27 protein-coding genes and 3 pseudogenes are annotated in these 22,988 nt (G+C 33.5%); 11 read left to right on the top strand and 19 right to left on the bottom strand.

Annotated features, from left to right (window positions below; all coding sequences use genetic code 11):
• Window positions 1-30: 30 nt before the first annotated feature.
• On the bottom strand, window positions 31-1,479 hold the full coding sequence (locus tag OPS21_RS07440; protein WP_264336512.1) for a proton-conducting transporter transmembrane domain-containing protein: 1,449 nt from the start codon (window positions 1,477-1,479) through the stop codon (window positions 31-33).
• Window positions 1,480-1,543: 64 nt separating this feature from the next.
• Here OPS21_RS07440 and OPS21_RS07435 point away from each other — a divergent pair, with 64 nt between their 5' ends.
• Both OPS21_RS07435 and mlaD read left to right on the top strand, forming a co-directional pair.
• Window positions 1,544-1,849: an NADH-ubiquinone oxidoreductase subunit NDUFA12 family protein gene (locus tag OPS21_RS07435; protein ID WP_264336513.1), complete on the top strand. Its 306-nt coding sequence runs from the start codon at window positions 1,544-1,546 to the stop codon at window positions 1,847-1,849.
• 2 nt (window positions 1,850-1,851) lie between these two features.
• Window positions 1,852-2,307, top strand: a complete 456-nt coding sequence (mlaD, locus tag OPS21_RS07430) for an outer membrane lipid asymmetry maintenance protein MlaD (protein ID WP_264336514.1) — start codon at window positions 1,852-1,854, stop codon at window positions 2,305-2,307.
• A 37-nt stretch (window positions 2,308-2,344) separates the two neighbouring features.
• Here mlaD and OPS21_RS07425 read toward each other — a convergent pair whose 3' ends face one another.
• From OPS21_RS07425 to OPS21_RS08120, 4 genes and pseudogenes are all read right to left on the bottom strand, one after another.
• Window positions 2,345-3,007 (bottom strand): hypothetical protein, encoded by a 663-nt coding sequence (locus OPS21_RS07425; protein ID WP_264336515.1) that lies wholly within the window; start codon window positions 3,005-3,007, stop codon window positions 2,345-2,347.
• A gap of 27 nt (window positions 3,008-3,034) precedes the next feature.
• Window positions 3,035-3,971 (bottom strand): annotated as a pseudogene (locus tag OPS21_RS07420) (IS630 family transposase).
• A gap of 44 nt (window positions 3,972-4,015) precedes the next feature.
• Complete coding sequence (locus OPS21_RS07415) at window positions 4,016-4,309, bottom strand: ankyrin repeat domain-containing protein (protein ID WP_264336516.1); 294 nt, start codon at window positions 4,307-4,309, stop codon at window positions 4,016-4,018.
• Entirely contained in the window at window positions 4,269-4,502 is a 234-nt protein-coding gene (locus OPS21_RS08120) for a hypothetical protein (protein ID WP_406833377.1), read from the bottom strand. The genes OPS21_RS07415 and OPS21_RS08120 overlap by 41 nt, the downstream gene beginning before the upstream one ends.
• A gap of 336 nt (window positions 4,503-4,838) precedes the next feature.
• Between OPS21_RS08120 and virB9 the strand changes: the two genes are divergently transcribed.
• Window positions 4,839-5,624, top strand: coding sequence for a P-type conjugative transfer protein VirB9 (gene virB9 / locus OPS21_RS07410; protein ID WP_264336517.1), 786 nt, complete (start codon window positions 4,839-4,841; stop codon window positions 5,622-5,624).
• A gap of 7 nt (window positions 5,625-5,631) precedes the next feature.
• On the opposite strand, the gene OPS21_RS07405 is transcribed toward virB9, so the two are convergent.
• Together OPS21_RS07405 and mraY are read right to left on the bottom strand one after the other, a co-directional pair.
• Window positions 5,632-6,225: a ribonuclease HII gene (locus OPS21_RS07405; protein ID WP_264336518.1), complete on the bottom strand. Its 594-nt coding sequence runs from the start codon at window positions 6,223-6,225 to the stop codon at window positions 5,632-5,634.
• A gap of 5 nt (window positions 6,226-6,230) precedes the next feature.
• Window positions 6,231-7,211 carry a phospho-N-acetylmuramoyl-pentapeptide-transferase gene (gene mraY / locus OPS21_RS07400; protein WP_264336519.1) on the bottom strand — a complete coding sequence of 327 codons (981 nt, stop codon included), beginning with the start codon at window positions 7,209-7,211 and terminating at the stop codon, window positions 6,231-6,233.
• A gap of 157 nt (window positions 7,212-7,368) precedes the next feature.
• Here mraY and OPS21_RS07395 point away from each other — a divergent pair, with 157 nt between their 5' ends.
• Both OPS21_RS07395 and OPS21_RS07390 read left to right on the top strand, forming a co-directional pair.
• Window positions 7,369-8,334: a hypothetical protein gene (locus OPS21_RS07395; RefSeq protein ID WP_264336520.1), complete on the top strand. Its 966-nt coding sequence runs from the start codon at window positions 7,369-7,371 to the stop codon at window positions 8,332-8,334.
• A gap of 68 nt (window positions 8,335-8,402) precedes the next feature.
• Window positions 8,403-8,966 carry a DNA-3-methyladenine glycosylase gene (locus OPS21_RS07390; protein ID WP_214303133.1) on the top strand — a complete coding sequence of 188 codons (564 nt, stop codon included), beginning with the start codon at window positions 8,403-8,405 and terminating at the stop codon, window positions 8,964-8,966.
• A gap of 203 nt (window positions 8,967-9,169) precedes the next feature.
• On the opposite strand, the pseudogene OPS21_RS07385 reads toward OPS21_RS07390, so the two are convergent.
• Together OPS21_RS07385 and OPS21_RS07380 are read right to left on the bottom strand one after the other, a co-directional pair.
• Window positions 9,170-9,394: pseudogene (locus OPS21_RS07385) on the bottom strand (helix-turn-helix domain-containing protein); the annotation flags it as partial.
• 149 nt (window positions 9,395-9,543) lie between these two features.
• Complete coding sequence (locus OPS21_RS07380; RefSeq protein WP_264336521.1) at window positions 9,544-10,563, bottom strand: Mrp/NBP35 family ATP-binding protein; 1,020 nt, start codon at window positions 10,561-10,563, stop codon at window positions 9,544-9,546.
• Window positions 10,564-10,642: 79 nt separating this feature from the next.
• Between OPS21_RS07380 and OPS21_RS07375 the strand changes: the two genes are divergently transcribed.
• Window positions 10,643-12,013: a WD_0033/WD_0034 family tandem repeat-containing protein gene (locus OPS21_RS07375; RefSeq protein ID WP_265027635.1), complete on the top strand. Its 1,371-nt coding sequence runs from the start codon at window positions 10,643-10,645 to the stop codon at window positions 12,011-12,013.
• A gap of 79 nt (window positions 12,014-12,092) precedes the next feature.
• Here OPS21_RS07375 and OPS21_RS07370 read toward each other — a convergent pair.
• Window positions 12,093-12,474 (bottom strand): annotated as a pseudogene (locus tag OPS21_RS07370) (IS4-like element ISWosp8 family transposase); the annotation flags it as partial.
• A 510-nt stretch (window positions 12,475-12,984) separates the two neighbouring features.
• On the opposite strand from OPS21_RS07370, the gene OPS21_RS07365 reads away from it, so the two are divergent.
• Window positions 12,985-13,737 (top strand): ankyrin repeat domain-containing protein, encoded by a 753-nt coding sequence (locus OPS21_RS07365; RefSeq protein WP_319606858.1) that lies wholly within the window; start codon window positions 12,985-12,987, stop codon window positions 13,735-13,737.
• A 102-nt stretch (window positions 13,738-13,839) separates the two neighbouring features.
• On the opposite strand, the gene tyrS is transcribed toward OPS21_RS07365, so the two are convergent.
• Both tyrS and rsfS read right to left on the bottom strand, forming a co-directional pair.
• Window positions 13,840-15,102 (bottom strand): tyrosine--tRNA ligase, encoded by a 1,263-nt coding sequence (gene tyrS, locus OPS21_RS07360; RefSeq protein ID WP_264336526.1) that lies wholly within the window; start codon window positions 15,100-15,102, stop codon window positions 13,840-13,842.
• A gap of 230 nt (window positions 15,103-15,332) precedes the next feature.
• The gene (gene rsfS, locus OPS21_RS07355) at window positions 15,333-15,650 is read right to left on the bottom strand and encodes a ribosome silencing factor (protein WP_064085463.1); all 318 of its coding nucleotides are present in this window, start codon (window positions 15,648-15,650) and stop codon (window positions 15,333-15,335) included.
• A gap of 128 nt (window positions 15,651-15,778) precedes the next feature.
• Between rsfS and OPS21_RS07350 the strand changes: the two genes are divergently transcribed.
• From OPS21_RS07350 to OPS21_RS07340, 3 genes are read left to right on the top strand one after another with little or no spacing between them, the layout of a single operon-like run.
• Entirely contained in the window at window positions 15,779-16,378 is a 600-nt protein-coding gene (locus OPS21_RS07350) for an AAA family ATPase (protein ID WP_064085464.1), read from the top strand.
• Window positions 16,371-16,859 carry an RNA pyrophosphohydrolase gene (locus tag OPS21_RS07345; protein WP_007302261.1) on the top strand — a complete coding sequence of 163 codons (489 nt, stop codon included), beginning with the start codon at window positions 16,371-16,373 and terminating at the stop codon, window positions 16,857-16,859. The genes OPS21_RS07350 and OPS21_RS07345 overlap by 8 nt, the downstream gene beginning before the upstream one ends.
• The gene (locus OPS21_RS07340) at window positions 16,849-17,637 is read left to right on the top strand and encodes a TatD family hydrolase (protein WP_010403563.1); all 789 of its coding nucleotides are present in this window, start codon (window positions 16,849-16,851) and stop codon (window positions 17,635-17,637) included. Before OPS21_RS07345 ends, OPS21_RS07340 begins: the two co-directional genes overlap by 11 nt.
• Before the next feature lie 5 nt (window positions 17,638-17,642).
• On the opposite strand, the gene mdh is transcribed toward OPS21_RS07340, so the two are convergent.
• From mdh to OPS21_RS07305, 7 genes are read right to left on the bottom strand one after another with little or no spacing between them, the layout of a single operon-like run.
• Window positions 17,643-18,587: a malate dehydrogenase gene (mdh, locus tag OPS21_RS07335; protein ID WP_211907691.1), complete on the bottom strand. Its 945-nt coding sequence runs from the start codon at window positions 18,585-18,587 to the stop codon at window positions 17,643-17,645.
• 3 nt (window positions 18,588-18,590) lie between these two features.
• Entirely contained in the window at window positions 18,591-19,166 is a 576-nt protein-coding gene (locus OPS21_RS07330; RefSeq protein WP_017532371.1) for an NADH-quinone oxidoreductase subunit C, read from the bottom strand.
• A gap of 1 nt (window position 19,167) precedes the next feature.
• On the bottom strand, window positions 19,168-19,671 hold the full coding sequence (locus OPS21_RS07325; RefSeq protein ID WP_007302257.1) for a NuoB/complex I 20 kDa subunit family protein: 504 nt from the start codon (window positions 19,669-19,671) through the stop codon (window positions 19,168-19,170).
• Complete coding sequence (locus tag OPS21_RS07320; RefSeq protein ID WP_064085468.1) at window positions 19,662-20,015, bottom strand: NADH-quinone oxidoreductase subunit A; 354 nt, start codon at window positions 20,013-20,015, stop codon at window positions 19,662-19,664. The genes OPS21_RS07325 and OPS21_RS07320 overlap by 10 nt, the downstream gene beginning before the upstream one ends.
• A 17-nt stretch (window positions 20,016-20,032) precedes the next feature.
• Window positions 20,033-20,401: an HIT domain-containing protein gene (locus OPS21_RS07315; protein ID WP_006014413.1), complete on the bottom strand. Its 369-nt coding sequence runs from the start codon at window positions 20,399-20,401 to the stop codon at window positions 20,033-20,035.
• Between the two features lie 6 nt (window positions 20,402-20,407).
• The gene (locus OPS21_RS07310; RefSeq protein WP_010403548.1) at window positions 20,408-20,689 is read right to left on the bottom strand and encodes a hypothetical protein; all 282 of its coding nucleotides are present in this window, start codon (window positions 20,687-20,689) and stop codon (window positions 20,408-20,410) included.
• Between the two features lie 3 nt (window positions 20,690-20,692).
• On the bottom strand, window positions 20,693-21,427 hold the full coding sequence (locus OPS21_RS07305) for a hypothetical protein (protein ID WP_264336528.1): 735 nt from the start codon (window positions 21,425-21,427) through the stop codon (window positions 20,693-20,695).
• A 184-nt stretch (window positions 21,428-21,611) separates the two neighbouring features.
• Here OPS21_RS07305 and OPS21_RS07300 point away from each other — a divergent pair, with 184 nt between their 5' ends.
• Window positions 21,612-22,988 (top strand): UDP-N-acetylmuramoyl-tripeptide--D-alanyl-D-alanine ligase, encoded by a 1,377-nt coding sequence (locus OPS21_RS07300; protein WP_264336529.1) that lies wholly within the window; start codon window positions 21,612-21,614, stop codon window positions 22,986-22,988.

Here is a 22,988-nt window from a genome sequence, read left to right as displayed (position 1 = left end):
GACTTTGAGATACAATAAAACATAAGAAAATCAAAAAGCAAATTTATTAATTACCAACCGAATTGGACTACTATATATCCCAGTTATTACCGTTAAAATTGCCATAAATAATAGACAAAAGAGCATAAGCAATGGTACCTCATTAAGTGTCATTCCAGCGTTTGATGCTGTACTGTTTTCAAAATACATTTTCTCAACCATTTTCCAAATGTATACTAATGCAAAAAAAGAGCTAACAGCAAAAACCATCAGAGAGACCCATGCATGAGATTCAAGAATTGCTTGCATCATATACCACTTACTTACAAAGCCATTTGTCAAGGGTACACCGATTAATGCTAAACTAAGTAGAGTAAATGCGAGTGTTGTATAGGGCATTGACTTTTTTAGTCCTGATAAATTTTCTATTTTTGTCATACCAACCTTATAAGAAATACACCCTGCAACCATGAATAAAGACGTTTTTATCATGCTATGATTTACTATGTGAAGAACTGCTGAAAACAAACCTGATTTTGAATTTAAACCCAGCATTAAAAGTATATAGCCAATCTGACTGATACTGGAGTGAGCAAACAGTCTTTTTATATCTTTTTCGATTATTGCAGATATTGATCCAAATACAATAGCACAAAGTGCGAGGATAATTATCACATTATGCAGTGGTAAGAAAAAATTTTGCTGAAAAACAGTGTAAAAGATTCTGATAAAAACATACATCATCACTTTGGTTACTGTGCCTGAAAAGAATATGCTAATGAAACTAGGTGCTTCACTGTAAGCATTAACCAACCATTTGCTGAGTGGAAACAGTGCCATCTTAATTGAGAGACCAACAAAAATGAACAATGTACCAAGTCTTATGATGTTATTATCATATAATGGCACTATCCTTTCAGCCATGTCAGGCATGTTGAGCGTTCCTGTCATAGAGTATAAAAGCCCGATGCCAAACAAGTAAAATGTTGCTCCTAGAGTACCACTAATGAGGTATTCAAATGCTGCAACTAAAGCTTTCTTATCCCTTCCCATTGAAACTAAAACATAAGAAGAAAGAGATGAAATTTCTAAAAAGACATAAAGATTGAATATGTCATTTGTGACTAAAATCCCAAGTAATCCACTTAGGCACAGTAGAAATAGAGAGTAAAAACCAGAGATTTTGTTTTTGCTAATCTCTTTTTCATTAATATGAAAGCTATAAAGCACACTAATCAGCGCTATAAAATTCACCAAAGTTAGAATCAAGGAGTTCAATATGTCAATTCTCAACTCTATTCCGTATGGAGGAGCCCAATCTCCAAGATAATAAGTTATAATTTCACCATTGTATGTTTTCACTAGCAACATTAATGAAATAAAGAAAGTAGCTGCCGTTGTAAAAAAAGAGATAAACCAGGACACCCTATGTTTCCTGGTAAGAAAGCAGAACATCGATGCAATTATTGGTATAATAACTTGTAGAATTGGTAATTGCATTAAACTGTTGTTAATACATCGTTAAAGTATTAGTATATATAATACTTTTTGTTTTAATACCTTTATGTTATCTAAAATTTATAATTCAGTAACAAACTTATTAAGGAGAAAAGGTAAACTTATAGGTAGAGATGAAAACGGAAATTCTTACTATGAATCAAGTAAAGGAAAAAGACGGGTAATATATGACAATGTTTCTGAGCCTACAACAATTCCTCCAGCATGGCATATATGGCTGCATTATACTGATAATGCAGTACCAGTGAATAATAACAAAAGAAAAATTCCTAATTTAACAGGTACAAAAGATGCATACTACCCAAACCAAAAGGTGAAAAATTACTATGAAAGCTGGAATCCTAATAACTAAAGATGCGAAGGTTAAATATACTTGAAATAACTGCTGGTTCATTTGTATTAATTTTTACTGTTTTTCTTATCTTCTTCGCTATTGATAAATTATCTTACATAAAGAAAAACTATAAGGATTGTTATAAAATACATGGCCTTTTTACTGATGCTAACGGTGTAGGAGTTGGTGATAGTGTCAAGATCTCTGGTGTGGAAGTCGGAAGCATAACTGGTGTATCACTAGACAAAGCTACCTACATAGCACGAATCGACATGTGTATAAGTAGGGATATAAAACTCCCAGTTGATAGCTCAGCCCTAATCACTAGCAGTGGAGTTGTTGGTAGTAAATTTGTTAATATATCACCTGGCGCAGATCCCAAATTAATTTCACACGGTGGTAAGATAGCACACACTCAAGCTGAAGCAAATATGGGCGGAATAATGGATAAAATTATTGGCATGTTTACAAAGTGAGAATAAGAACACATAAGCCAACTTGGCCTATGTACAATTAAGGGATTTTTCTATCAATAGCTTGAAGTTGTTCAGCGTTTGAATTATCAAGATTTCTGCTAGGTTTTACATTCCTAATAATCTCAACAAATGCTTGTACTTTCAGTATAGGAGTGTTTTTTCTTACGTCACTTAGATCTATCAAGTCAATTAGAGATATTTGTGATTTTTTTCTAAAATCCTCTTTATGAACGTCAAAAAAATTTCTGATATCAGTAAACGTCATATCTTTGAAGCTATATTGATAATGTTCTGACAAAGGATCAAGTAGTAGCTTATTATTATGTAGAAATATTTTTCTTCTTATGTCATCGGCTTTGTTGATTAAAATGTCAGCATATTTTGAATACCGTTCTTTTAAAATCTCTTTTAATTCCTTATTTAAATCTCTACCAATAAATTTGTTTCTTATATATTCGCTTTCTTCCCACATTTTAACTAGCACATTAATGTTACTTTCTCTCAGAAAGGTATATAGCACACTATTCTCTTTCTTGAGCTTTGACACTTCTTTGTTAAATTTTGAAAACCACCTTGGTAAATTCTGCAAGAAATTGTTATTTCTTCCTCTCCAGAACCTCACTAACTCATCCATAAATTGAATATTTCGCTGATTGATAAACAACCCAGCAGCTTTTAGTTTTGTAATGTGAACTATCATCAATTTTATATCTGCACTAATACCAAATTAATGAACCAAATAAGAAGCATTGCAGAGTTGTTTAACCGTGGAAGGGGAAAGAGAGGTAATAAATTTACACAAAGCACATTCAAGCAGAACAATTGTATCGTAGATTTTATTGCGTAAAATGTTCTGTTTTATATATAACCAAAACCTCTCAACAGGATTGAGGTCAGGTGAGTATGGTGGTAGGTATATAATTTCGATATTTTTAGGTACCTTTAAATTTTTTCCAACTAGCGCAATCCATCACGAGAAAAGCCTTTCTTATTCCTAAATATTGCGACATCTGTTCAAGGAATATATTTATACAATCAGTGTTGACGTTTGGTGCAAATAAGCTAAAATTCTCTCCATTTCTGGGATTAACTGCACTATAGAGATAAAAATTTTCCCTACCTAATTTTACCTTAACCTGTGTCCTACTGCCTTTTTTAAACCACCCATGTCCAATTTTTGAATGTGTACCAAACCGTGATTCATCGAAGAAAAATAGCTCTTTTTCAGAATGCATGACAATAGTTTCATTGAGGTTTTTTTTAAAACTCCTCTTGCTTGTTTTTATCTTGTCCACTATGTTGGTGTGATATATGAGAATTTCATTTTTTGCATATTACGATGTATTGCGGATTTGCTGATATTCAAACCAAATCTTTCTTGGATTCTTATTCTCATTTCTCTAATAGTAATATTGGGGTTTTCCTCGGCGTTGAGGTGGAGCAAATAATTTTTCTTCTCTTCCAAATTTTATGTGCTTTATCCATGTAGTAATTGCCTTTCTCGAAATGCAACATATTTTTGCTACAGCTGTTATACTGTGCTTTTTTGCTGCAATTACAGCATTTAGTTTTTTTGCAACATACGCATTATTTCTTACTCTCTTCAGCATCTCTTTTGCTGATTTTACCACTTTTTCATCCAATAATTTTGATCTTAATGCCATCTAAACCTCGCTATTTTACTTACTTCAGTATGGCTTTTTTTCCATTATTGTCTATTCGTTGCTTGTATAGCGGGAATTGGTATAAGATGACTACTTCTTAAATCATAACTACTTAAAGGAGTATCTCCTTCTCTATTAACTAAATTAATATTTGCCCCTGCTTTAAGTAAAAGTTTTATTACTTCTTTATCGTCTTCACCGCCGCCCATACCACCAACGCAATGAAGTGGAGTATTTCCCTCATCATCTGCTAAGTTAACAGCAGCTCCCTTTTTAAGCAGCTCCTCTAACAAATAACTATGTCCTCCTTCTGCTGCAATATGTAAAGGAGTCTGCATCTGATGGTTCGCTGCATTGATATTTGCCCTTTTTTAAGCAACAACTCCACTGTATTTTTATGACGGAATTAGCAGTCTCTTCTATATTGACCCACACACCATTATCTTTTATATAACCGCTATGCGCAGTTAAATGTAAAGAGGTATTTCCAAAATTATCTACTGAGTTGACATCTGTTCCTATTTTTATCAAATACTCTGCTAGATCTACATAGCCACGCTGAGCAGCATGATGTAAAGGGCCATCCCATGCTTATCTACTGAATGTACACTCGCTTCAGCGTTTATTAATCTTTCAGCTTCTTCTATATTATTACTAAGAACAGCACTGAAAAGCTGCTCATTATTCCATTCATAATTTACCTCACAACCTATTTTAACATATATGAAAATAATGTTTAAAGAATTTTTTCCTGCAGTAATGAATTATTATGAAGCTTGCATTTTCTATCGCTTACTACTGGGATAGCTTAACAGTTGCAGTACATGTCTATCAATGATAAAATAAAGATCAGTTTATTTTGATACTATGGTTAGGTTACTGTTTGTTGCGCTATTATTTTTTTGTGGTGGTGATGCACTTGCAAAACAGGAACCACGACCAATAGCTGGTGATAACCACATAAAGGTAATGAATTATAATCCACAGGCTATACATAAGTACACGGGCTTTTATGGTTATCAATCCAGCATATTGTTTGAGCCAGGGGAGGTAATAGAGAGTCTTTCAATGGGTGATGCAACCGGTTGGCAACTCCTTCCTCAAGGTAATAGATTATTTATTAAGCCTATAGATGATATTGCCGATACTAATGCAACTATAATTACCAATAAAAGAGTTTATTATTTCGAGTTTCATGCTGAAGAAGCAAACGGGCTAGATGATCCAAGGTTAGCATATGAAGTAAGGTTTCTTTATCCACTGTTCAACAGTGATGAAATTTATTCAACGAGTAACGGTGATATTCTAGAGCAAGCTAGTCACACCACTATCCCTGATATAAGTGATATTGAGGTTATAAAGAAAGGCTTGAATTTTAACTATTCCATCTCGCACGTTAAAGGCAGTCAATCAATAATACCAATTAAGGTTTTTGATGACGGAAAATTTACATATCTACAATTTAATAAAATAAACTCTGATTTCCCGGCAGTTTTTATGGTTGATTCTGCAGGATATGAGTCCTTGATAAATTTTCGTACAGTTGATGACTACCTGATAATTGAAAGAGTAAGCTCGGTATTTACCTTAAGAAACGGATCAAGTACAGTCTGCCTGTTTAATGAAAACATACCTTTCAAAAAAGGTAAGTGATTAAAGGCTATAGTATTCTTATAGGTGCAAAATTCTTTCTATGGTGCTTCGTAATTCCATGAAGGCCAATAGCGCTGAGGTGTTCTTTTGTTCCATATCCTTTATTTTTATACCAATTATATTGAGGATGTTTATTATGCAATTCTTCCATAAGCCGATCTCTTGTAACTTTTGCAACGATTGAAGCGGCTGCAATTGATATACTTAAACTATCACCATTCACTATAGACTTTGTTTGCCATTTCACTTCAAGTGGTTGATTACCATCAACTAACACATAATCTAGTTCTAAATCTAAATTTACCAGCGCACGTTTCATTGAAAGCTTTGTTGCTTGCAAGATATTGTATGAGTCTATCTCCTCTACACTTGCCATTCCTATACCAAATTTTGCAACAGACGTTATTTTTTCGTATAGAACTTGCCTACACTTAGGGGTTAGCTTTTTTGAGTCGTTTATTCCATCAATAACCGTATCTCTATCAGTAAATATTACAGCTGCAGATACCACTGGACCAGCAAGTGGACCTCTTCCTACTTCATCTACCCCTGCTATAATTCCTGATAATGTATTTTCTAATGTAAAGTCTGGATATCTCATAATTCCTATAATAAGAAAGTTACAGCAAAAATCGAACAAACAATAGAAATTATCCAAAATTTTATAACTATTGTATTTTCTGACCATCCTTTCTTTTCAAAGTGATGATGTATTGGTGTCATAAGAAAAACTCTTCTTCCTTCTCCATATTTAAATTTCGTATGTTTAAAATATGATACCTGAATAATCACAGATAAAGTCTCTATTACAAAGATTATTCCAATAACGGCAAAAAGCATTTCTTTTTTAATTAGAACACTAGTGAGTCCTAAAGCTGCACCGATTGATAGGCTTCCAACATCACCCATAAATATTTTTGCTGGATGTGTGTTAAACCACAAGAAACTTAAAATAGCTCCTATAAATGCAATGCAGAATAAAGTAATGTTTACATCTGTCTGAGTGATGTATGCAACTAGCCCCAAAGAAGCAAAGGAAGTAATGGCTTGAGTTGCAGCAAGGCCATCCAAGCCATCTGTGAGGTTCACAGCATTAGCAGAGCCGACAATCACAAATGCAGTAAATGGAATATATAGATAGCCTAAGTCGATTGCTACTTCTCTAAATAGAAAAATTTCTGTAAAACCTTCAGCAGATTGTAGCTTAAGTATAAACATACAAACCAAAGCAACGACAAGCTGAATGAGTATTTTGGTTTTTGCACTTAAACCTCGGTGGTGATTTGTCTTCAATTTTAAATAGTCATCAATAAATCCAAGTAGAGCAAAAAATAGAGTTATAAATACCAGCAATGAAATTTCTGGTGTTAATTGAGTCCAAAGCAGGATTGGTAATAAAGCAGAAGTTAGTATTATTATTCCACCCATAGGTGGTATATTCTTTTTTGTTATTAAATGACTTTCTGGTCCATATGATCTGATTGGTTGTCCATCTTTACTTATCTTTTTTAGAAGTTTTATAAAATAGGGAAAGAGAATAAACCCAAAAATAAATGAGATAAAAAACGTCTTTGTAGCTGAGATCACCTGCCTATTCAAAATTAACTAGATATTATACCAAAAGCTTTACCTAATCTCAATTTATACCTTTTTATCAGCTCATTTTATTTGGAGTAAATTTAGTTATTGATTAGTTATAGCAAAGTTTGCATACTGATATTTAGTTAATGGTAAGAGGTGGCATATGTTAGATTATATTAAAAAGCTTTTGTGGGCTACTACAGTACCTGATAATGAGAGTAGAGTTAAAAATTCTTACACGCATATAGTAGAGAAACCTTCTTTTGGTGATGCAGCTTCAAAGTTGAGTAAGGAAGAAAGGTCAGAAGAGCATCTTGTTCTTCTAAAAGGTAAAGGCAATAGCTCTGGTACAACTGTAACAGAAGGATCGTCTAGTATTCAGAATGCAGTATCAGGCAAGAACAAGCGTGAATATATCAAATTAGACAGTGATGAAGAATGGGATAAATTCTTTGAGTTACAGAATGATCCAGACACTAATACTACAAACAAAGAACCTTTTTCTCCGAAGAAAGGAGAATCTCACTATCATGGTAAAGAGATTGTAGGCAAGATTGCTGACCAAATTAAGGCAGAGATATCGAAGGTATATACCATAGAGTCCATAATGATAAAAGAAGGCAAAAGGGAAGAGAATATTGTTTATCCTACCGTGAGAGTTGTGCTACATGCCAATAAAGAAGGAGTAGATATAGCTAAACTTCTAGGCGGTAGTATATGTAAAGAGTATGGTGTAAGAACAATTACATTTTGTCATCCTAATCAAGAAAAAAAGAGGGGGGCATCTTGCTATAGTGATAATGAGGAAAGAGTTTATGAAATAATTAGTGGGTTATATGAAATGACTTTAAAGTGGTATGTTGATGGAAGAGAATGCAAAGTTAAAGTTAACATTGATGGTAAGAATGGTGTAACTCTCCTTGAAGGCAACGGTGTTACTGCAGAGCAGTTGCGTGCAAATAAAGAAGTCAAAATAGGTAAGAGACGTGAGCCAAAATCTTTATATGAAGCGTTAGTACCGCAATTGCAACAAAAGAGCTCTGAATCAGTCAAGGTTTTACAGCAGCCTTCAACAGATGTAACAAATGTGACAACAACACCAACTTCTACTTCTCAGAAATGCTCTTGACTAAATAAATAAGAAAAAGCAAAAATAGTATAACTTGCTTACAAATGTAAGTAACTTGTACTTCTATGATGAATAACACAATATTACCAAGAAATTTCTATGAACGGCCAACTTTAACCGTAGCTGGGGAGCTGCTAGGGAAGATGCTGAAATTTTCTAATTTTAGTGGAATAATAACTGAAGTTGAAGCGTATATAGGAATGGATGACCCAGCTTGTCATGCAGCAAGAGGCTATACTAATCGAACCTCAGTAATGTTTGGTACGCCAGGGTTTTCGTACGTATATTTTATATATGGAATGTACTATTGTCTAAATATTGTAACAGAAGCAGAAGGATTCCCAGCAGCAGTGTTAATACGAGGATTAAAGCTCACTGAACCGCTTGAAGCAAATTTAGGCGGGCCAGGCATACTGTGCAAAAAATTAAACATTACAAAAGAACATAATAAACAAGACCTTACTATAAGTCATGAATTTTGTCTCTATGAATATCACCTCAAACCAGATTATGTGTGCACTCCAAGAATCGGAATTAGTAAAGGCAAGGAGAAATTTTGGCGATTTAAAAGTTGCGTTTTAGCAGAAATGCCTAAAATCACACTCAACAATAAATATAGACCTCCTGCATAAACTAGATAAAAAGGCAAATAGCCTTTTATGTTTACCAACAATAGACTTCTTGGATAACCTAAGGATATTTTTTGATCTTCTATGGGGGAGTTGAACATTCCCTTTTTATAAAACTTTTGCATACTCCTATTTAACTTTAATAGCTCTTTATCTTCCTGAAATCTGGATGTTTTATCAATGCATCTTCTATTCAGCCGTTAGCAAGAACTTTCACTTATTCCATAGCTTTGCGCTATATGGAAATATGTACGGTATTTACACAAATATTCGAGTGCTATTAATAAATATATTTGGTTTTCCTCCTCTTGCCTTTTTCTTGGCCTCTTCCTCTATTAAAATTTCTATTATTTTTCCAATGTTTTTCTTTTTACTCCTCTTAGTCTTCGAAGCTTCTCTTCATCAAGTTTACTTACCTGCTCAAAATTTATACCTTCCCTAATATTGCTTCTACTACTTGTTTCTTAAGTTATCCAAGAAGTCTATTGTCTGTTCAGATACGAGGTAGCTGCTGCCATTTGAAATATTTTATTCACCTAAAATTACATTCTACCTATTTTAAAAGTAGTTTAAAAAAACTTTATAGACTGCATACAAAAGACCTAACATCTTTAGCAATGCCTTCATAAATCCTTACTAAATCCTCACTTAGTATTGAAGGATTTCCACAATCAGAAGCACTACATATTTGCGGATCTAGAGGAACTCTGCCCAAGAGTTTGACTCCCAGCTCTTCAGACATTTTTTTTGCACCACCTTTTCCAAATATGTGTATTTTTGAATTATCTTGAACAAAATAGCTCATATTTTCCACAATGCCGATAATTGGCACGCTGAGCTTTGTGAACATATCATAAATTTTTTGTGCATCGACTAAAGCAAGCTCCTGTGGAGTTGAAACTATTATTGCTCCAGTTAAACTAAAATTCTCCATCAGACTTAAATGTACATCGCCAGTGCCAGGCGGTGTATCAATGATTAAATATTCTATATCAGACCACCTTGTTCCCATTAGCAAATTGTAAAGTGCTTTTGTGATCATAGGTCCACGCCATATTACTGCGCGGTCCTTATCAATAAAATAGCCAATTGAAATAGTATAGAGACCATGTTTCTCTATAGGCATTGCTTTACCACTCTGTATTTCTGGTTTTAATTTCTCAGTGCCCAACATTTTAGGAATCGAAGGACCATATATATCTGCATCAACTAGCGCAACTTTATGTTTTAATTCTGCTAACGAAAGAGCTAGATTTAGTGCAACTGTCGACTTACCCACACCTCCTTTACCAGAAGCAACGACAATTATATTTTTCACTCCTTCGATATGAAGTTTAGCTTTTTGTTGCCTAGCTTGTTTTTGACCAGTAGCAACTACAGTAACCTTTCCTACTCCCGGTATCGCCTTAACAGCTTGCTCACAATTTTTTCTTAATTCTTCATTTGGCTCAGTAACTTCAAGAGCAAAAGCAACATCTTTACCCTTAATAACAATTGAGGATACTACACCAACATTCTTACCACTTTTCTTTTCTATAACCTTTTTTAGGCTCTCTCTTACGATTTCCTCATTAACCTGTGTAAATTTTTTCCAGAACATATGATGAAATTTTTTCTATTGGTGTATACTAACATAGAATAATTAAACTGCACTGACTTTAAAGCGAGGTTACAAGAATATGCTAAATGATAACAACTTAACACAAGCACAACGAAATTTGCATTTTAAGTTGAAAAAGGTAATATCAAATGGTGAGGGAATTAGTAATATCTTGAAAGTAGCCTCAGAGAATGATTTACTAAAAGTTCTTACAATAGGATATACTACACAATTTCCAAGAGGTGGGGAACGCACTTTAACACTACTTAGCCTCGCCATATTCAAATGTAATGACGAATGCGTTAATTCTATTTTAATACATTCTCAAAATAACGGTACACTGCAAGAGATTATTAATACTGAAAATATTATAAACTATCAAGATAGTCTGATATACACCTTAACATCGCTTGGCTTTGCTATACATTACAATAAGCCAAGATATATTAATGATATTTTAACAAAAGCCCAGGACAGTGGAATACTACAAGATATTCTTGCTGCTAGAAATATTGTACAGTATTTCAATACTAAGGAGTATGCTTTAACACCACTCAGTTTCTCTATATATAAAGGTAATAAAGAATGTATCAGTTCTATTTTAGAAAAAGCTCAAAATAATGATATGCTGCAAGGCGTTTTTATTGCTGAAAATATTTTACAGTTTTCAGATGGTCTGACGCATATTTTAACACCAATTAGCTTTGCCATATATGAAAATAATAAGGAATGTTGTAACTACATTTCAACAATGATTCAAAATAATGTTGTATCGCAAGATATTCTGAATAATTGGACATACATTTTAACATTGCTTGGCCTTGCTATATATAGAAATAACAATGAGTATATTAATTCTATTTTAAGACAAGCTCAAAATAATGGTACGCTGCAAGAAGTTCTTACTGCTAATAAAAATACTATGTGTTCTCCAGATGGTTGGACGTACAACTTAACATCACTTGGCTTTGCTATACATGAAGGTAATCATGCACATATTAATTCGATTTTAACTCAGGCCCAAAATAGTGGTATATTGCAAAATGTTCTTGCTGCTAAAAATACTGTATATTCTCCAGATGGTTGGACGTACAACTTAACATCACTTGGCTTTGCTATACATGAAGGTAATCATGCACATATTAATTCGATTTTAACTCAGGCTCAAAATAGCGGTATATTGCAAGAGATTCTGACTACTGAAAATACTATAAACTATAAAGACGGTCGGACGTACAGCTTAATACCACTTGGCATTGCTATATATAAAGGTAATATTGAATGTATTAATTTTATTCTAGCACAAATTAATGATATGCCGCAATACATCATCTATGCTGCCTTTCAACCAACTGCAGCGATTAATGAAAGGAATACTAGGATTAGTAGTGCATTAGATAATGTATCTATTTCTTCTAGGTATGTTAGAGAAAATAGCAAAGTTAATTAATTTCTTAAGTAACTCTTTCTTGCAAGTACTACTTTTTTATGTATCTGTTCAGGCAATGGCGTTAACTTAAGAGAATAAATTAGCAAGCTCTCCTAAAGACATTATGGCGTTTAGGCTTATCTACTTTATTGCGGCTATACAATCTTCACGTTAACTTTAGTGCGTATTTTAAAAAGGGCTTGAAAGTTTTTTGGTGCTAATAAGCACCTGATAAAGTTTCTGTCTCATTACACCAAATAAAACTGAAAAATTTAAACAATACTCAGCAATTTGATCCGGGTTCCAAGGCTCTTGTGCATCACACATATGAAGTATTGCACATGACCAAGTTTGCACAAAATTCTTATTTCTAAATTTATCCCAGAAAAATTCTCTAATTCTACTTCTACTTTGATTCGTTTATAGCACTCCTCTATGTGACACCTTAATAGATAAGCTTTACTGATATCTTCTTTATTGAAATAAAATAGAAACCAAAGGTCCTATTTTTTACAGTATTTTACTCCTTAACATCTTTTCTTAAGTTGACGCTATTGGGCTTTGTTGCATCGCTATCTACGATGGATAAAAGATAAAAATGTAGAATATCAATAGCTTATTATTCTAGCATTTATAGTAAGGACAGTCAGTAAATATCTAAATTTAAGTAAAAGAAGTTTTACTATCATTCACTAATCTAGCTAGAATTCAAGAATTTCAATGCTTTAGCTATTTTAAGTAGAATTAAATTTACTAGTACAAACAATAAATTACTATTCTTAAATTTAATCAGATTGATTGCAAAAAATAAGATTTTCAATAAGCTGCTTGTATAGTTAGCCTTTCATAGATAGTGATGCAACAAAGCCCGCTGGAATCTAGTTCATATTATATATTTATCTGATAAGTTCCATGTATGTGTAATTTATTTAAATTGACTTCTTATCATATAATTAAATACATTATTGAAAATTAAAGGTAAGGTTATGGCAATGGAAATTTCAAATTGGCACGAATTATTGAGTTTAGTTAATGTTGACAAAGATTTAAGCAAAGATAACGTAATTGAAAAAATACAAAATGAGCTGAAAAGATATTCAAAGGAATATGAAGAGTGGGAAAAGTCTGGCTTTGATATAAATTATGTGTTTAAAGATGGTGAAAAAGCGACTCTTTTGCACTTGGTGGCTTCCTTTAACCTAGAAAATATAGCGAAGGCTCTCATGGAAAAAAGGGCAAATGTTAATGAAAAAGATGTAAAAGGAGATACTCCTTTACATAATACTACTTATCTTGATAGTATAAACATAGCAAACGCTCTCATAGAAAAAGGTGCAGATGTTAATGCAATAAATATATGGAGAAGGACTCCTTTACACTATGCTGCTTTATTTCGCAGTATGGCCATAATAGATGCTCTTGTGGAAAGAGGTGTCAATGTTAATGCAGTAGATATGTGGGGAGAGACTCCTTTATACTATCTTAATTGTCAAGCAATTAAGATAGGGTGGATTGCCGGTGGAGTAACTGCATTATTAGGTACTGCTATATCTATAGCACTTTTTACAGCCGGAGCAATTACAGCTGAGTTAATACCTATAGTTATAGCAGTAGTTGCAATTACAGCAACAGCACTAATAGTTGGCAATGCTATATATAAATTGTCAAAGCCTGATACTCAAGTTGATAAACCAATCTTAGCAAATCGACAGCAAGAAACTGCTAGCGATAGTAGGATTGCCTAGCGATTCTGCCACAGTGTCAGCTGCTTCAATGATATCCATTTGTTCCTATAATTATCTTTTCTTGGCTACCTTATTTTACCACTCTGCTGAACAGATACAAATTCACTTTCTTACTTCACTCACTAAAATTTTAATATGGCGTTTCTTTCCTGCAGACAATTTTATGAATGACTGATCTTTGAAGCTCTCAGAATTTATTATATAGTTAACATCATTTATAGTATTATCATTAACTTTGCATCCATTGCCCTGTATTAAACGCTTTGCCGCACCTTTTGAAGGTTCAAAACCGGTGTCATGAAGCAAGTCTATCAGGAGTATGCCATTTGCAACTTGTTCTCTTGTGATAGTGTAACCAGAAAGCAATGAACTGTCTTCATTTTCAAAAGCAGAGATTGCAGCAGATCGTGCAAGTTTCGCTTCTTTACAACCGTGACATATTTTTGTCACTTCTGTTGCCAAGACCTTTTTTGCTTCGTTTGTTTCTTGATCCTTCAAGGACTCTAGTTTTTTAATTTCATCAATTGATAAATCAGTGAAAAGTCTCAAAAAACGACCAACATCTTGATCATCAACATTGCGAAAATATTGCCAGTAGTCATAGGGCTTTAGCATGCTACCATCAAGCCATACTGCTCCACTTTCAGTTTTGCCCATCTTTTTTCCTTGTGCGTTTAATAAAAGAGGTGTGGTAAGACCAAACAGCTCAGGTAAATTTAACTTTTTGCCAAGTTCAATTCCGTTTACTATATTTCCCCATTGGTCTGACCCTCCAATCTGGAGACGACAGCCATACTTTTTATTCAACTCGACAAAATCATAGGCTTGTAACAACATGTAATTAAACTCGAGAAAGCTTAGATTTTGCTCCCTATCTAGCCTAATTTTCACACTATCAAAGCCTAACATGCGATTTACAGAAAAATGTGTCCCTATATCACGCAAAAAGTCTATATATTTTATGTTATCTAACCAATCTGCGTTGTTTACTATGATTGCACCAGTTTTTCCATAATCGAAAGATATCATCTTCTCGAGGGTTTTCTTTATACCAAGTATATTTTGATTGATATCTTCTATCGGCAAGACGCTTCTTGCTTTGTCTTTACCAGATGGGTCACCAATTTTTGTTGTGCCACCTCCAAGTAGAATTATTGGCTTATAACCGAATTTTTGTAGGTGACGGAGCATCATGATTTGAATGAGACTGCCAATATGCAAACTTGGTGCCGTACAATCAAACCCAATGTATGCAATTATATAATTATCTTGTGATAATAGCTGGTCTAACCTATCAATGTTTGTACATTGATATAGGTATCCTCTTTCTTGAATGAAGTTTAAAAACTCGGATTTATGTTTCATAATATGTTATTTTGTGTGTAAACGGTGTTGTTAACGATGGCGTCATTCCAGTGCTTGACGCTGGAATCCAGTTTATTATGAAATTTCATCAAAAATGTTGTATAGTGTGCTCGTTTATGATTAAGTTTTCTAGATTCCAGTGTCAAGCACTGGAATGACACCACCAACTTCATAAGGGTTGCCTTCAAAATTACAACATTTGAGCAAGTGTATACCAGCTACCTGGATAATCAATTCCATAACTCTTCTATCTTATAATATTCTCTTACTTCTGGCCTGAATAGGTGAACCATTATACCTTGAAAATTCACAATCACCCAGTTACCTTCATCCATACCTTCTACATCTATTTTATCATATTGCTTGAGATTTTTCATCACTTGCTCAGCTAATGCTTTTACATGGCGGCTCGAATCACCGGATGCAATGATCATATATTTTGCAATGACAGTTTTATTCTGTACATCAAAAGTAACTATATCTTGACCTTTGTTTTGATCTATTACATCTACAATTGTATTTTTTATTGATTCTGTATCACCATTCATTATTCTAAATTATATAATTTATCTGTAATGATACACTCAAAATTTCTGAATATGAACTATTTTTGATATGTTTCTAGTGTAACGTTTATAATACATATATTTGTAATATATGATAGTTTTCTGATGGTATGATCATTTACTTAATCGGATTTCCGGGTAGTGGCAAACTTACGATTGCAAAAGAGCTGTGTAATATTATTGATGGGGTGATAGTAGACAATAACCTGTTTAATAATATTATATTTGATATGATTGATTTCAGAAACGCTGAGGTTACAAGTGAAATATGGGAAGAAATTTTTGTGATTAGAGAGAATATGTTAGCAATATTGGAAAAATACCATATAGAATCAAAGCATTATATATTTACAAACGAATTGATAAAAGGTGATTCCTATGATCAAAAAGTATATAACTCAGTGGTGAATTTAAGTAAAAAAATGAACGTGGAGATTCTCCCTGTGGTGTTATATTGTAATAGTGGAGAACTAGTAAAGCGCGTTCAATTAAAGGAAAGAGAGCAGGAGAGAAAAATTACTGATTCAGATTTTGCTATGAGAAGAATTAAAGGAAAGAAACTATTTGTGCCTCAAGGTTCACTTGAAATTGATAACTCAAACTTAAGCGCAAAAGAAGTTGCAAAAAAAATTGTTGAAAAAATGAATAGTAAAAAAGTAGTTGGAACTTCTATGATAGATAATTTAGCAACAGAGAGTATTTGTGATTAGTGAGGAGAAAGAGTATCGCCCTTGTGTTGGCATAATGTTATTTAACAAACAGGGAAATATTTTTATTGGAAAACGTTTTGATAGTGACTCTTATTGGCAGATGCCACAAGGAGGAGTTGATGAAGGTGAAGAGCTAGAGCAGGCAGCGCTACGTGAGCTATTGGAGGAAGTTGGTACTGATGAAGCAGAAGTTGTGGCTCAAAATAAAGAGTGGATATATTACAACTTACCCGAGGAAGTTATACCGATATGCTGGAATGGGAGATATTCTGGCCAAAAGCAAAGGTGGTTCTTAATGAAATTTTGTGGGAAGGATAAGGATATTAATATTAACTATACTGATCATCCAGAGTTCAAAGAGTGGCGTTGGCAAAATGTGGATGATTTGGTAGCCAGTGCCATACCGTTCAAAAAAGAAGTTTATAAAAAAGTGATAGAAGAGTTTTCTTCTATCATAAAAGGATCTATTTATGATAGTTGATTCTCATTGTCATCTAATTTATTTTTCTGATGATGAAATACCAAAGGTAATTTCAAGAGCAGAGCAAAATGGTGTGAGAATTTTGCATAACATATGTATAAGCATTAATGATATCCCTAAATTATTAAAAATCTCTTCATCCTATGATCAAGTCTACTGCTCCGTTGGTATACATCCGCTTGATACTAATGTGGAAAAAGGTGAATGTATAAATGCTGATGAATTGATTGAATTTACTAAGGGCAAAAAGGTAATTAGTATCGGTGAAACCGGATTAGATTTTTATAAATCTGATAATAAAAGCAATCAAAAAAAAAGTTTTGCATCACATATAGAAGCGGCAAAAGTAACAGGATTACCTTTAGTTATTCACACTAGAAATGCTGATAGTGAGATGATTGATATGTTAAATTCAGAAATGAAGAAGGACGCTTTTAGTGGAGTAATGCATTGCTTTGCTTCTTCTAAAGAGCTTGCTTATAAGGCTATGGACTTGGGATTATACATTTCATTTTCTGGAATTATTACTTTTAAAAATGCGAACTTACTAAGAGAAATTGCACAAAATGTGCCACGTGAGCGTGTTTTAGTTGAAACTGATGCACCTTATCTATCTCCTGAGCCTTACAGAGGAAGAAAAAATGAACCGGCAATGGTGAAATATGTTGTGAATTGTTTAGCAGAATTATGGAATGAATCGCCGGAACAAGTAGCAAAAATAACTACGAATAATTTTTTTAGACTGTTTTCGAAGCTTGAGCTCAAAGAAATTCTATAGGGCAATTAATTTAGCTGACAGAGCTCTTTTACTGCACTTACAGATTTATAAAACATCTCTTGTTCACTATCGTTCATTTTAACTTCTAGAACTTTCTCAACTCCATTTTTGCCAATAATAGTAGGAACACCAATGAATAAGTCTTTCACACCATATTCACCATTAAGATAAGCAGCGCATGGTAATATACGCCTTTTATCTTTTAAGTATGATTCTAGCATACTTATGGCTGAAGATGCAGGAGCATAGTATGCAGATCCAGATTTAAGTAGATCAACTATTTCTTTTCCACCATTACGAGTGCGCTCAACTATTTCATCAACTTTTCCTCGCGTAATCAAACCCATCTCAATGATTTGGGTAAGTGGAATGCCAGCAATTGAAGCATAATTGATTAGTGGTACCATAGTGTCACCATGTCCTCCAAGCACAAAAGCAGATACATCTTCGACAGAAATATTTAACTCACTTGCAAGAAAATAACGAAAACGAGCAGAGTCAAGCACTCCTGCCATACCAACAATCATATTAGTTGGCAGACTTGAAGATTTGTATACTACTGAAACCATAGCATCTAAAGGATTGGTAACCACTATTACAAATGCGTTTGGAGAATGTTTTTTAATATTTTCCCCAACCTCTTTCATTACTGCAGCATTAGTTTGCAGAAGGTCATCTCTGCTCATTCCAGGTTTTCTGGCAATGCCAGCAGTTATTATAATTGCGTCAGAGTTTTTTATATCTTCATACCTATTTGTACCAGTAATATTGACATTAGATCGATCAATAGGAGATGATTCTGTAATGTCAAGCGCTTTACCTTGTGGTATTCCATCGCTTACATCAAGCAAAATAACATCTCCTAGCTCTCTTAGTGCAATCATATGGGCAAGAGTCCCACCGATATTTCCTGCACCAATCAAAGATATTTTTTTTCTTTGTGCTGTCATTTTCTACTCCTTTATATTTACTTTTGTGGCTTTACTACCTTCCCAAGGGGATAAGCTGTCAAACATACGAAAATCTTGTGGTAAGTCTATAGGATTATATACAACCTTTTTTGCCTCTATATCGTATCTTACTTCCTCGTAGCCAGTGAGAGGAAAATCTTTTAACATTGGATGACCTTTGAATCCATAATCCGTTAAAATCCTACGTAAATCTGGGTGATCAGAAAACTCTATTCCATACATATCAAATACTTCACGCTCAAACCACGAAGCTGCGTTAAATATCTTTGCTACACTTAGAGGTATATCACCTTCACATAACTGAAGCTTTATGTGCACTCTGATATTGTGTACAACGCTGAGCAAATTGTATATTAGCTCGAAACGTTTTTCTCTATCTGGGTAATCAACTCCAAAAACGTCAACTAATAATTCAAGCCTACACTTTTCATCATCACGTAGAAAGAGTAAGTGATTTTCAATGTCATTCAAAGCTGAATATATTACAATAGTGCCATCATTTTTCTGAATACATTCACATTTAGTCTTTTTTTGTATGTATTTTGCAGTTTTATCCATGCTATATATTTTTAGTTCGTTTTATTTTATTTTGTAGACATAGCATTCCATATAGCAACGCCTCAGCAGTTGGAGGGCATCCAGGAACATACACATCAACTGGCACAATTCTATCGCAACCACGGACTACTGAGTAAGAATAATGATAATAGCCACCGCCATTTGCACAACTTCCCATAGAGACGACGTATTTGGGATCTGCCATTTGATCATAAACTTTACGCAATGCTGCTGCCATTTTATTAGTTAACGTGCCAGCAACAATCATAACATCTGCTTGCCTTGGGCTTGCACGAAAGATTATGCCATATCTATCAAGATCATAACGACTGGATGCAGTGTGCATCATCTCTACTGCGCAACATGCAAGACCAAATGTCATTGGCCACAATGAACCAGACCTTGCCCAGTTCATTATATAATCTATTAAATCGCCAAATTTAGTGATAAGAAAACCTTCTTTTTTGTAACGATTCCAGTCGCCATTAGATAAATTTATTCCCATTCCAACGCACCTTTACACCACTCATAAATAAAGCCTATAGTAAGTATTGCAAGGAATATCATCATAGACCAAAATCCGCAATAGCTTATTTTAGATAAAGAAACGGCCCAAGGGAAAAGAAAAGCAATTTCTAAATCGAATATTATGAACAATATTGCAACTAAGTAAAATTTTATGTCGAAACTTTTTCTGGCTCTTGATAAAGGATTAAAGCCACACTCATATGTAGAAAGCTTTTCACCATCTGGGTTACTGACTGCAAGAAACATAGGTAATACACCTAAAGTAAAGGATACTACAATTGATACACAGATAAAAATTAATATGGTTAAATATTCACTCATTTAAAAAACATATAACACTATGAATTTACATGCTTTCCTAATCTTTTACCACCTAAAATATGTATGTGAAAGTGCGGTATAACTTGCTCTCCATCTTTACCGTGATTAGTAACTAATCTATATCCTGTTTTTTCTAAGTTATATTTATGTGCTATTTCTCTAACAGTTTTAAAAAAACTTACTATTTCCTCTTCGGAAGCTTTCAGAACAAAATCATCGTATGAAACGTATTGAGCTTTTGGTATAACTAGAATATGAACTGGTGCATCAGGATACTTATCACGAAAAGCTAGCACATTTTCATTTTTATGTATTTCCTCATAAGACAACTCACCTCTTAATATCTTAGCAAAAATATTAGTGTCATCATAAGCTGTACTACCCATACTTTATTAAATTCCTGGTCCTCTTCTATTTTGCTTATGATTTGGTGTAGAAGGTGGGCTTATTGCTGCTTCGCTAGAAGCATCTTCAAGACTTGAAACGTCTTTTAGCTGTATATCTTGTCCACGCAAAACTGACCCATAGTCCATTTGGTGTCTTTTTGAAAACGTTTCTATTCTTTTTGCCCTTCTTGCAGCAATAACTTCTGGTTGTAAATGATACATATCTCCAGGAACAGTTAGGCTATGATACCTTTCCTCTATTTTAACTTCTTTCATAACACTCTCCATAATTTATTTCCCCCTACCTCTTATGCTTTCGCAACTTTCAAAATCTTGTTTAATAGCTTTTTGCCAATTATTTAAAATTTTCTCTGATGACTTTTCTTTACCTATAGACCTTATAACTTCTTGTGACTGTTGCTTTTTACTATCGTATCCACTATACAACTTTTCTGCAATATCATACAGCAACTTTCGGTCTGTGTGAACTTTAAACTCTTCACCAGTAATTTTTGCCAAATTTTTGAGATCATAATCAATTTTATTATAAATTCCTTCAAGAGCGTACTTTTTCATTACTTTTTCATCTATACCTAGATTTTTATCTTTTATTTCTTGGATAATCTTCTCAACATCAACTTCAATTACAATTTTGTTTTCTTCTCTAAAAATAGTTATATTTGGCAGATCTTTCCTTATTTTATCTAATTTCTCTGGACTCAAGTAAGGTATATCCCCCGTTAAAGTTCTTGACGCTAAAAAACTTACCTTACCTTTTTCTTGTTTTGTTATTTGTATGCCAAGGTACTTACTAGCTTCTGTGGTTTTTATAGGTGGGTCATATTTCTCTTCTTCTTTAGGTACATCACTCACAGCCTTTTTTAATGAAACTTTAGCATCATGCTTCATTTCATCAATTGAAGCAAACGGTTTCTTTATAGGATAAATAAGTGCTTTAGACACAAGAAAAAACACGCCTTTTATCTTAGCCAAAATAGACTTTTTATTTGACTCATCTTTTGCCATACATACCTCCAAGTCACTTTCTACAATCAGATAGTAAAATATACCCAATTATAGACGAAAATATTTAAGCTTGTATATCTATTATAAGATGAAATTATAGAGATAGCAATCATTATTTGTACATTACCAAAGTATGTAGTATTTTTGCTGCTTTTCTTGTTCAAATTACCTTTAAAGATAAATTATGTTAAAATGGAACGCAAATAATATTATCGATGCTACTGGCGGAAGAGGGGAGGGTGTTTGTAATTCGGTATATAGCTCAAATATTTCAACGGATACAAGAAGCATAAAAAAAGGCGATTTATTTATTGCTCTCAAGGGAAAGAAATTTGATGGGCATGATTTTCTACATGAAGCATTTTTAAAAGGAGCTGTTGCTGCGGTAGTAAGCGAAGATAAATATAGAAATTTTCCTCTAATTATTGTGCAAGATACTCTAAAAGCTTTGCATAATATGGCATCATATTACATTAGAAATGTTCTTGTTAATGCTAAAGTTATTACAATTACAGGTAGTGTCGGGAAAACGACTACAAAGGACATGCTGCACACTGTTCTATCGCAATATGGAGCGTCTTATGCAAACAAAGATAACTTGAATAATAATATAGGATTACCTTTTACTATTCTAAAAGTCCCAAAAAACTGCCAGTACTTAATCCTTGAAATGGGAATGAATAGAGCTGGTGAGATAAAAGAGCTATCGAAGATTAGCAATCCGGATATTGCAGTTATTACCAACATCGAACCTGCGCATGTTGAAAATTTTTCATCTCTACTTGATATTGCGCAAGCGAAGTTAGAAGTCCTATGTGGTATGAAAAATAATGGTACTTTGATTTTGAACAAGGATAATAAACATTATGATTATCTTTTATCAAATGCTGACAGAAATGTAGTGAGCTTTGGTAAGAATGAAAGTGCTACTGTTCGTTTGTTAGACCTAATAAGAAACGATAGCGGTATAAATTTAAAAATTAAACCGCACAACGGTCAAATTATAAACTGTAATTTACGTTTGCGGGGTGAGCATTTTACATACTCTGCATTAGTTGTGACAGCAGTTGTGCAAAGTCTAGGACTTGATTTATCGAAATTACCACTAGCACTTGAGAATTTTACTGTAACAGAAGGTAGAGGTAATGTTCATCAAGCTAAATACAATGGAAAATTAGTACATTTGATTAACGACTCCTATAATGCTAACCCTACTTCAATGAAGGCTGCAATAAGAACTTTAGGTACATATTCTAATTTAAGAAAAGTGGCACTACTCGGCGATATGTTAGAACTTGGTAATGAAAGCATAGTATTTCATACAGAATTGCTTGACTCTATAGTAGAACAAAATGTGAATAAAGTTCATACAGTTGGTAAATTTATGTTAGAATTGAATAAACTTTTACCGGAGAATATAAAAGGCATGCATTTCGATGATTCTAACCAATTGAAAAGTAATTTAGCTAATATTGTTCAAGGTAATGATGTAATTTTAGTTAAAGGTTCTCATGGAATGAGAATGGACCTTATAGTGCAGGAATTCACAATAGAATATTAA

It is taken from the genome of Wolbachia endosymbiont (group B) of Chorthippus parallelus (assembly GCF_947251815.1).
In the GTDB taxonomy this organism is placed as follows: Bacteria; Pseudomonadota; Alphaproteobacteria; order Rickettsiales; family Anaplasmataceae; genus Wolbachia.
Note: the sequence above shows the minus strand (reverse complement) of the source record. Positions and strands in the feature narration are given on the sequence as shown.

Excerpts from the sequence above, each read along its gene's own strand:
- OPS21_RS07440 (WP_264336512.1), bottom strand. The coding sequence starts at position 1,479 with ATGCAATTACCAATTCTACAAGTTATTATACCAATAATTGCATCGATG.
- OPS21_RS07435 (WP_264336513.1), top strand. The coding sequence starts at position 1,544 with ATGTTATCTAAAATTTATAATTCAGTAACAAACTTATTAAGGAGAAAA.
- mlaD (WP_264336514.1), top strand. The coding sequence starts at position 1,852 with ATGCGAAGGTTAAATATACTTGAAATAACTGCTGGTTCATTTGTATTA.
- OPS21_RS07425 (WP_264336515.1), bottom strand. The coding sequence starts at position 3,007 with ATGATAGTTCACATTACAAAACTAAAAGCTGCTGGGTTGTTTATCAAT.
- OPS21_RS07415 (WP_264336516.1), bottom strand. The coding sequence starts at position 4,309 with ATGCAGACTCCTTTACATATTGCAGCAGAAGGAGGACATAGTTATTTG.
- virB9 (WP_264336517.1), top strand. The coding sequence starts at position 4,839 with ATGGTTAGGTTACTGTTTGTTGCGCTATTATTTTTTTGTGGTGGTGAT.
- OPS21_RS07405 (WP_264336518.1), bottom strand. The coding sequence starts at position 6,225 with ATGAGATATCCAGACTTTACATTAGAAAATACATTATCAGGAATTATA.
- OPS21_RS07395 (WP_264336520.1), top strand. The coding sequence starts at position 7,369 with ATGTTAGATTATATTAAAAAGCTTTTGTGGGCTACTACAGTACCTGAT.
- OPS21_RS07390 (WP_214303133.1), top strand. The coding sequence starts at position 8,403 with ATGAATAACACAATATTACCAAGAAATTTCTATGAACGGCCAACTTTA.
- OPS21_RS07380 (WP_264336521.1), bottom strand. The coding sequence starts at position 10,563 with ATGTTCTGGAAAAAATTTACACAGGTTAATGAGGAAATCGTAAGAGAG.
- OPS21_RS07375 (WP_265027635.1), top strand. The coding sequence starts at position 10,643 with ATGCTAAATGATAACAACTTAACACAAGCACAACGAAATTTGCATTTT.
- OPS21_RS07365 (WP_319606858.1), top strand. The coding sequence starts at position 12,985 with ATGGAAATTTCAAATTGGCACGAATTATTGAGTTTAGTTAATGTTGAC.
- tyrS (WP_264336526.1), bottom strand. The coding sequence starts at position 15,102 with ATGAAACATAAATCCGAGTTTTTAAACTTCATTCAAGAAAGAGGATAC.
- rsfS (WP_064085463.1), bottom strand. The coding sequence starts at position 15,650 with ATGAATGGTGATACAGAATCAATAAAAAATACAATTGTAGATGTAATA.
- OPS21_RS07350 (WP_064085464.1), top strand. The coding sequence starts at position 15,779 with ATGATCATTTACTTAATCGGATTTCCGGGTAGTGGCAAACTTACGATT.
- OPS21_RS07340 (WP_010403563.1), top strand. The coding sequence starts at position 16,849 with ATGATAGTTGATTCTCATTGTCATCTAATTTATTTTTCTGATGATGAA.
- mdh (WP_211907691.1), bottom strand. The coding sequence starts at position 18,587 with ATGACAGCACAAAGAAAAAAAATATCTTTGATTGGTGCAGGAAATATC.
- OPS21_RS07330 (WP_017532371.1), bottom strand. The coding sequence starts at position 19,166 with ATGGATAAAACTGCAAAATACATACAAAAAAAGACTAAATGTGAATGT.
- OPS21_RS07325 (WP_007302257.1), bottom strand. The coding sequence starts at position 19,671 with ATGGGAATAAATTTATCTAATGGCGACTGGAATCGTTACAAAAAAGAA.
- OPS21_RS07320 (WP_064085468.1), bottom strand. The coding sequence starts at position 20,015 with ATGAGTGAATATTTAACCATATTAATTTTTATCTGTGTATCAATTGTA.
- OPS21_RS07315 (WP_006014413.1), bottom strand. The coding sequence starts at position 20,401 with ATGGGTAGTACAGCTTATGATGACACTAATATTTTTGCTAAGATATTA.
- OPS21_RS07310 (WP_010403548.1), bottom strand. The coding sequence starts at position 20,689 with ATGGAGAGTGTTATGAAAGAAGTTAAAATAGAGGAAAGGTATCATAGC.
- OPS21_RS07305 (WP_264336528.1), bottom strand. The coding sequence starts at position 21,427 with ATGGCAAAAGATGAGTCAAATAAAAAGTCTATTTTGGCTAAGATAAAA.
- OPS21_RS07300 (WP_264336529.1), top strand. The coding sequence starts at position 21,612 with ATGTTAAAATGGAACGCAAATAATATTATCGATGCTACTGGCGGAAGA.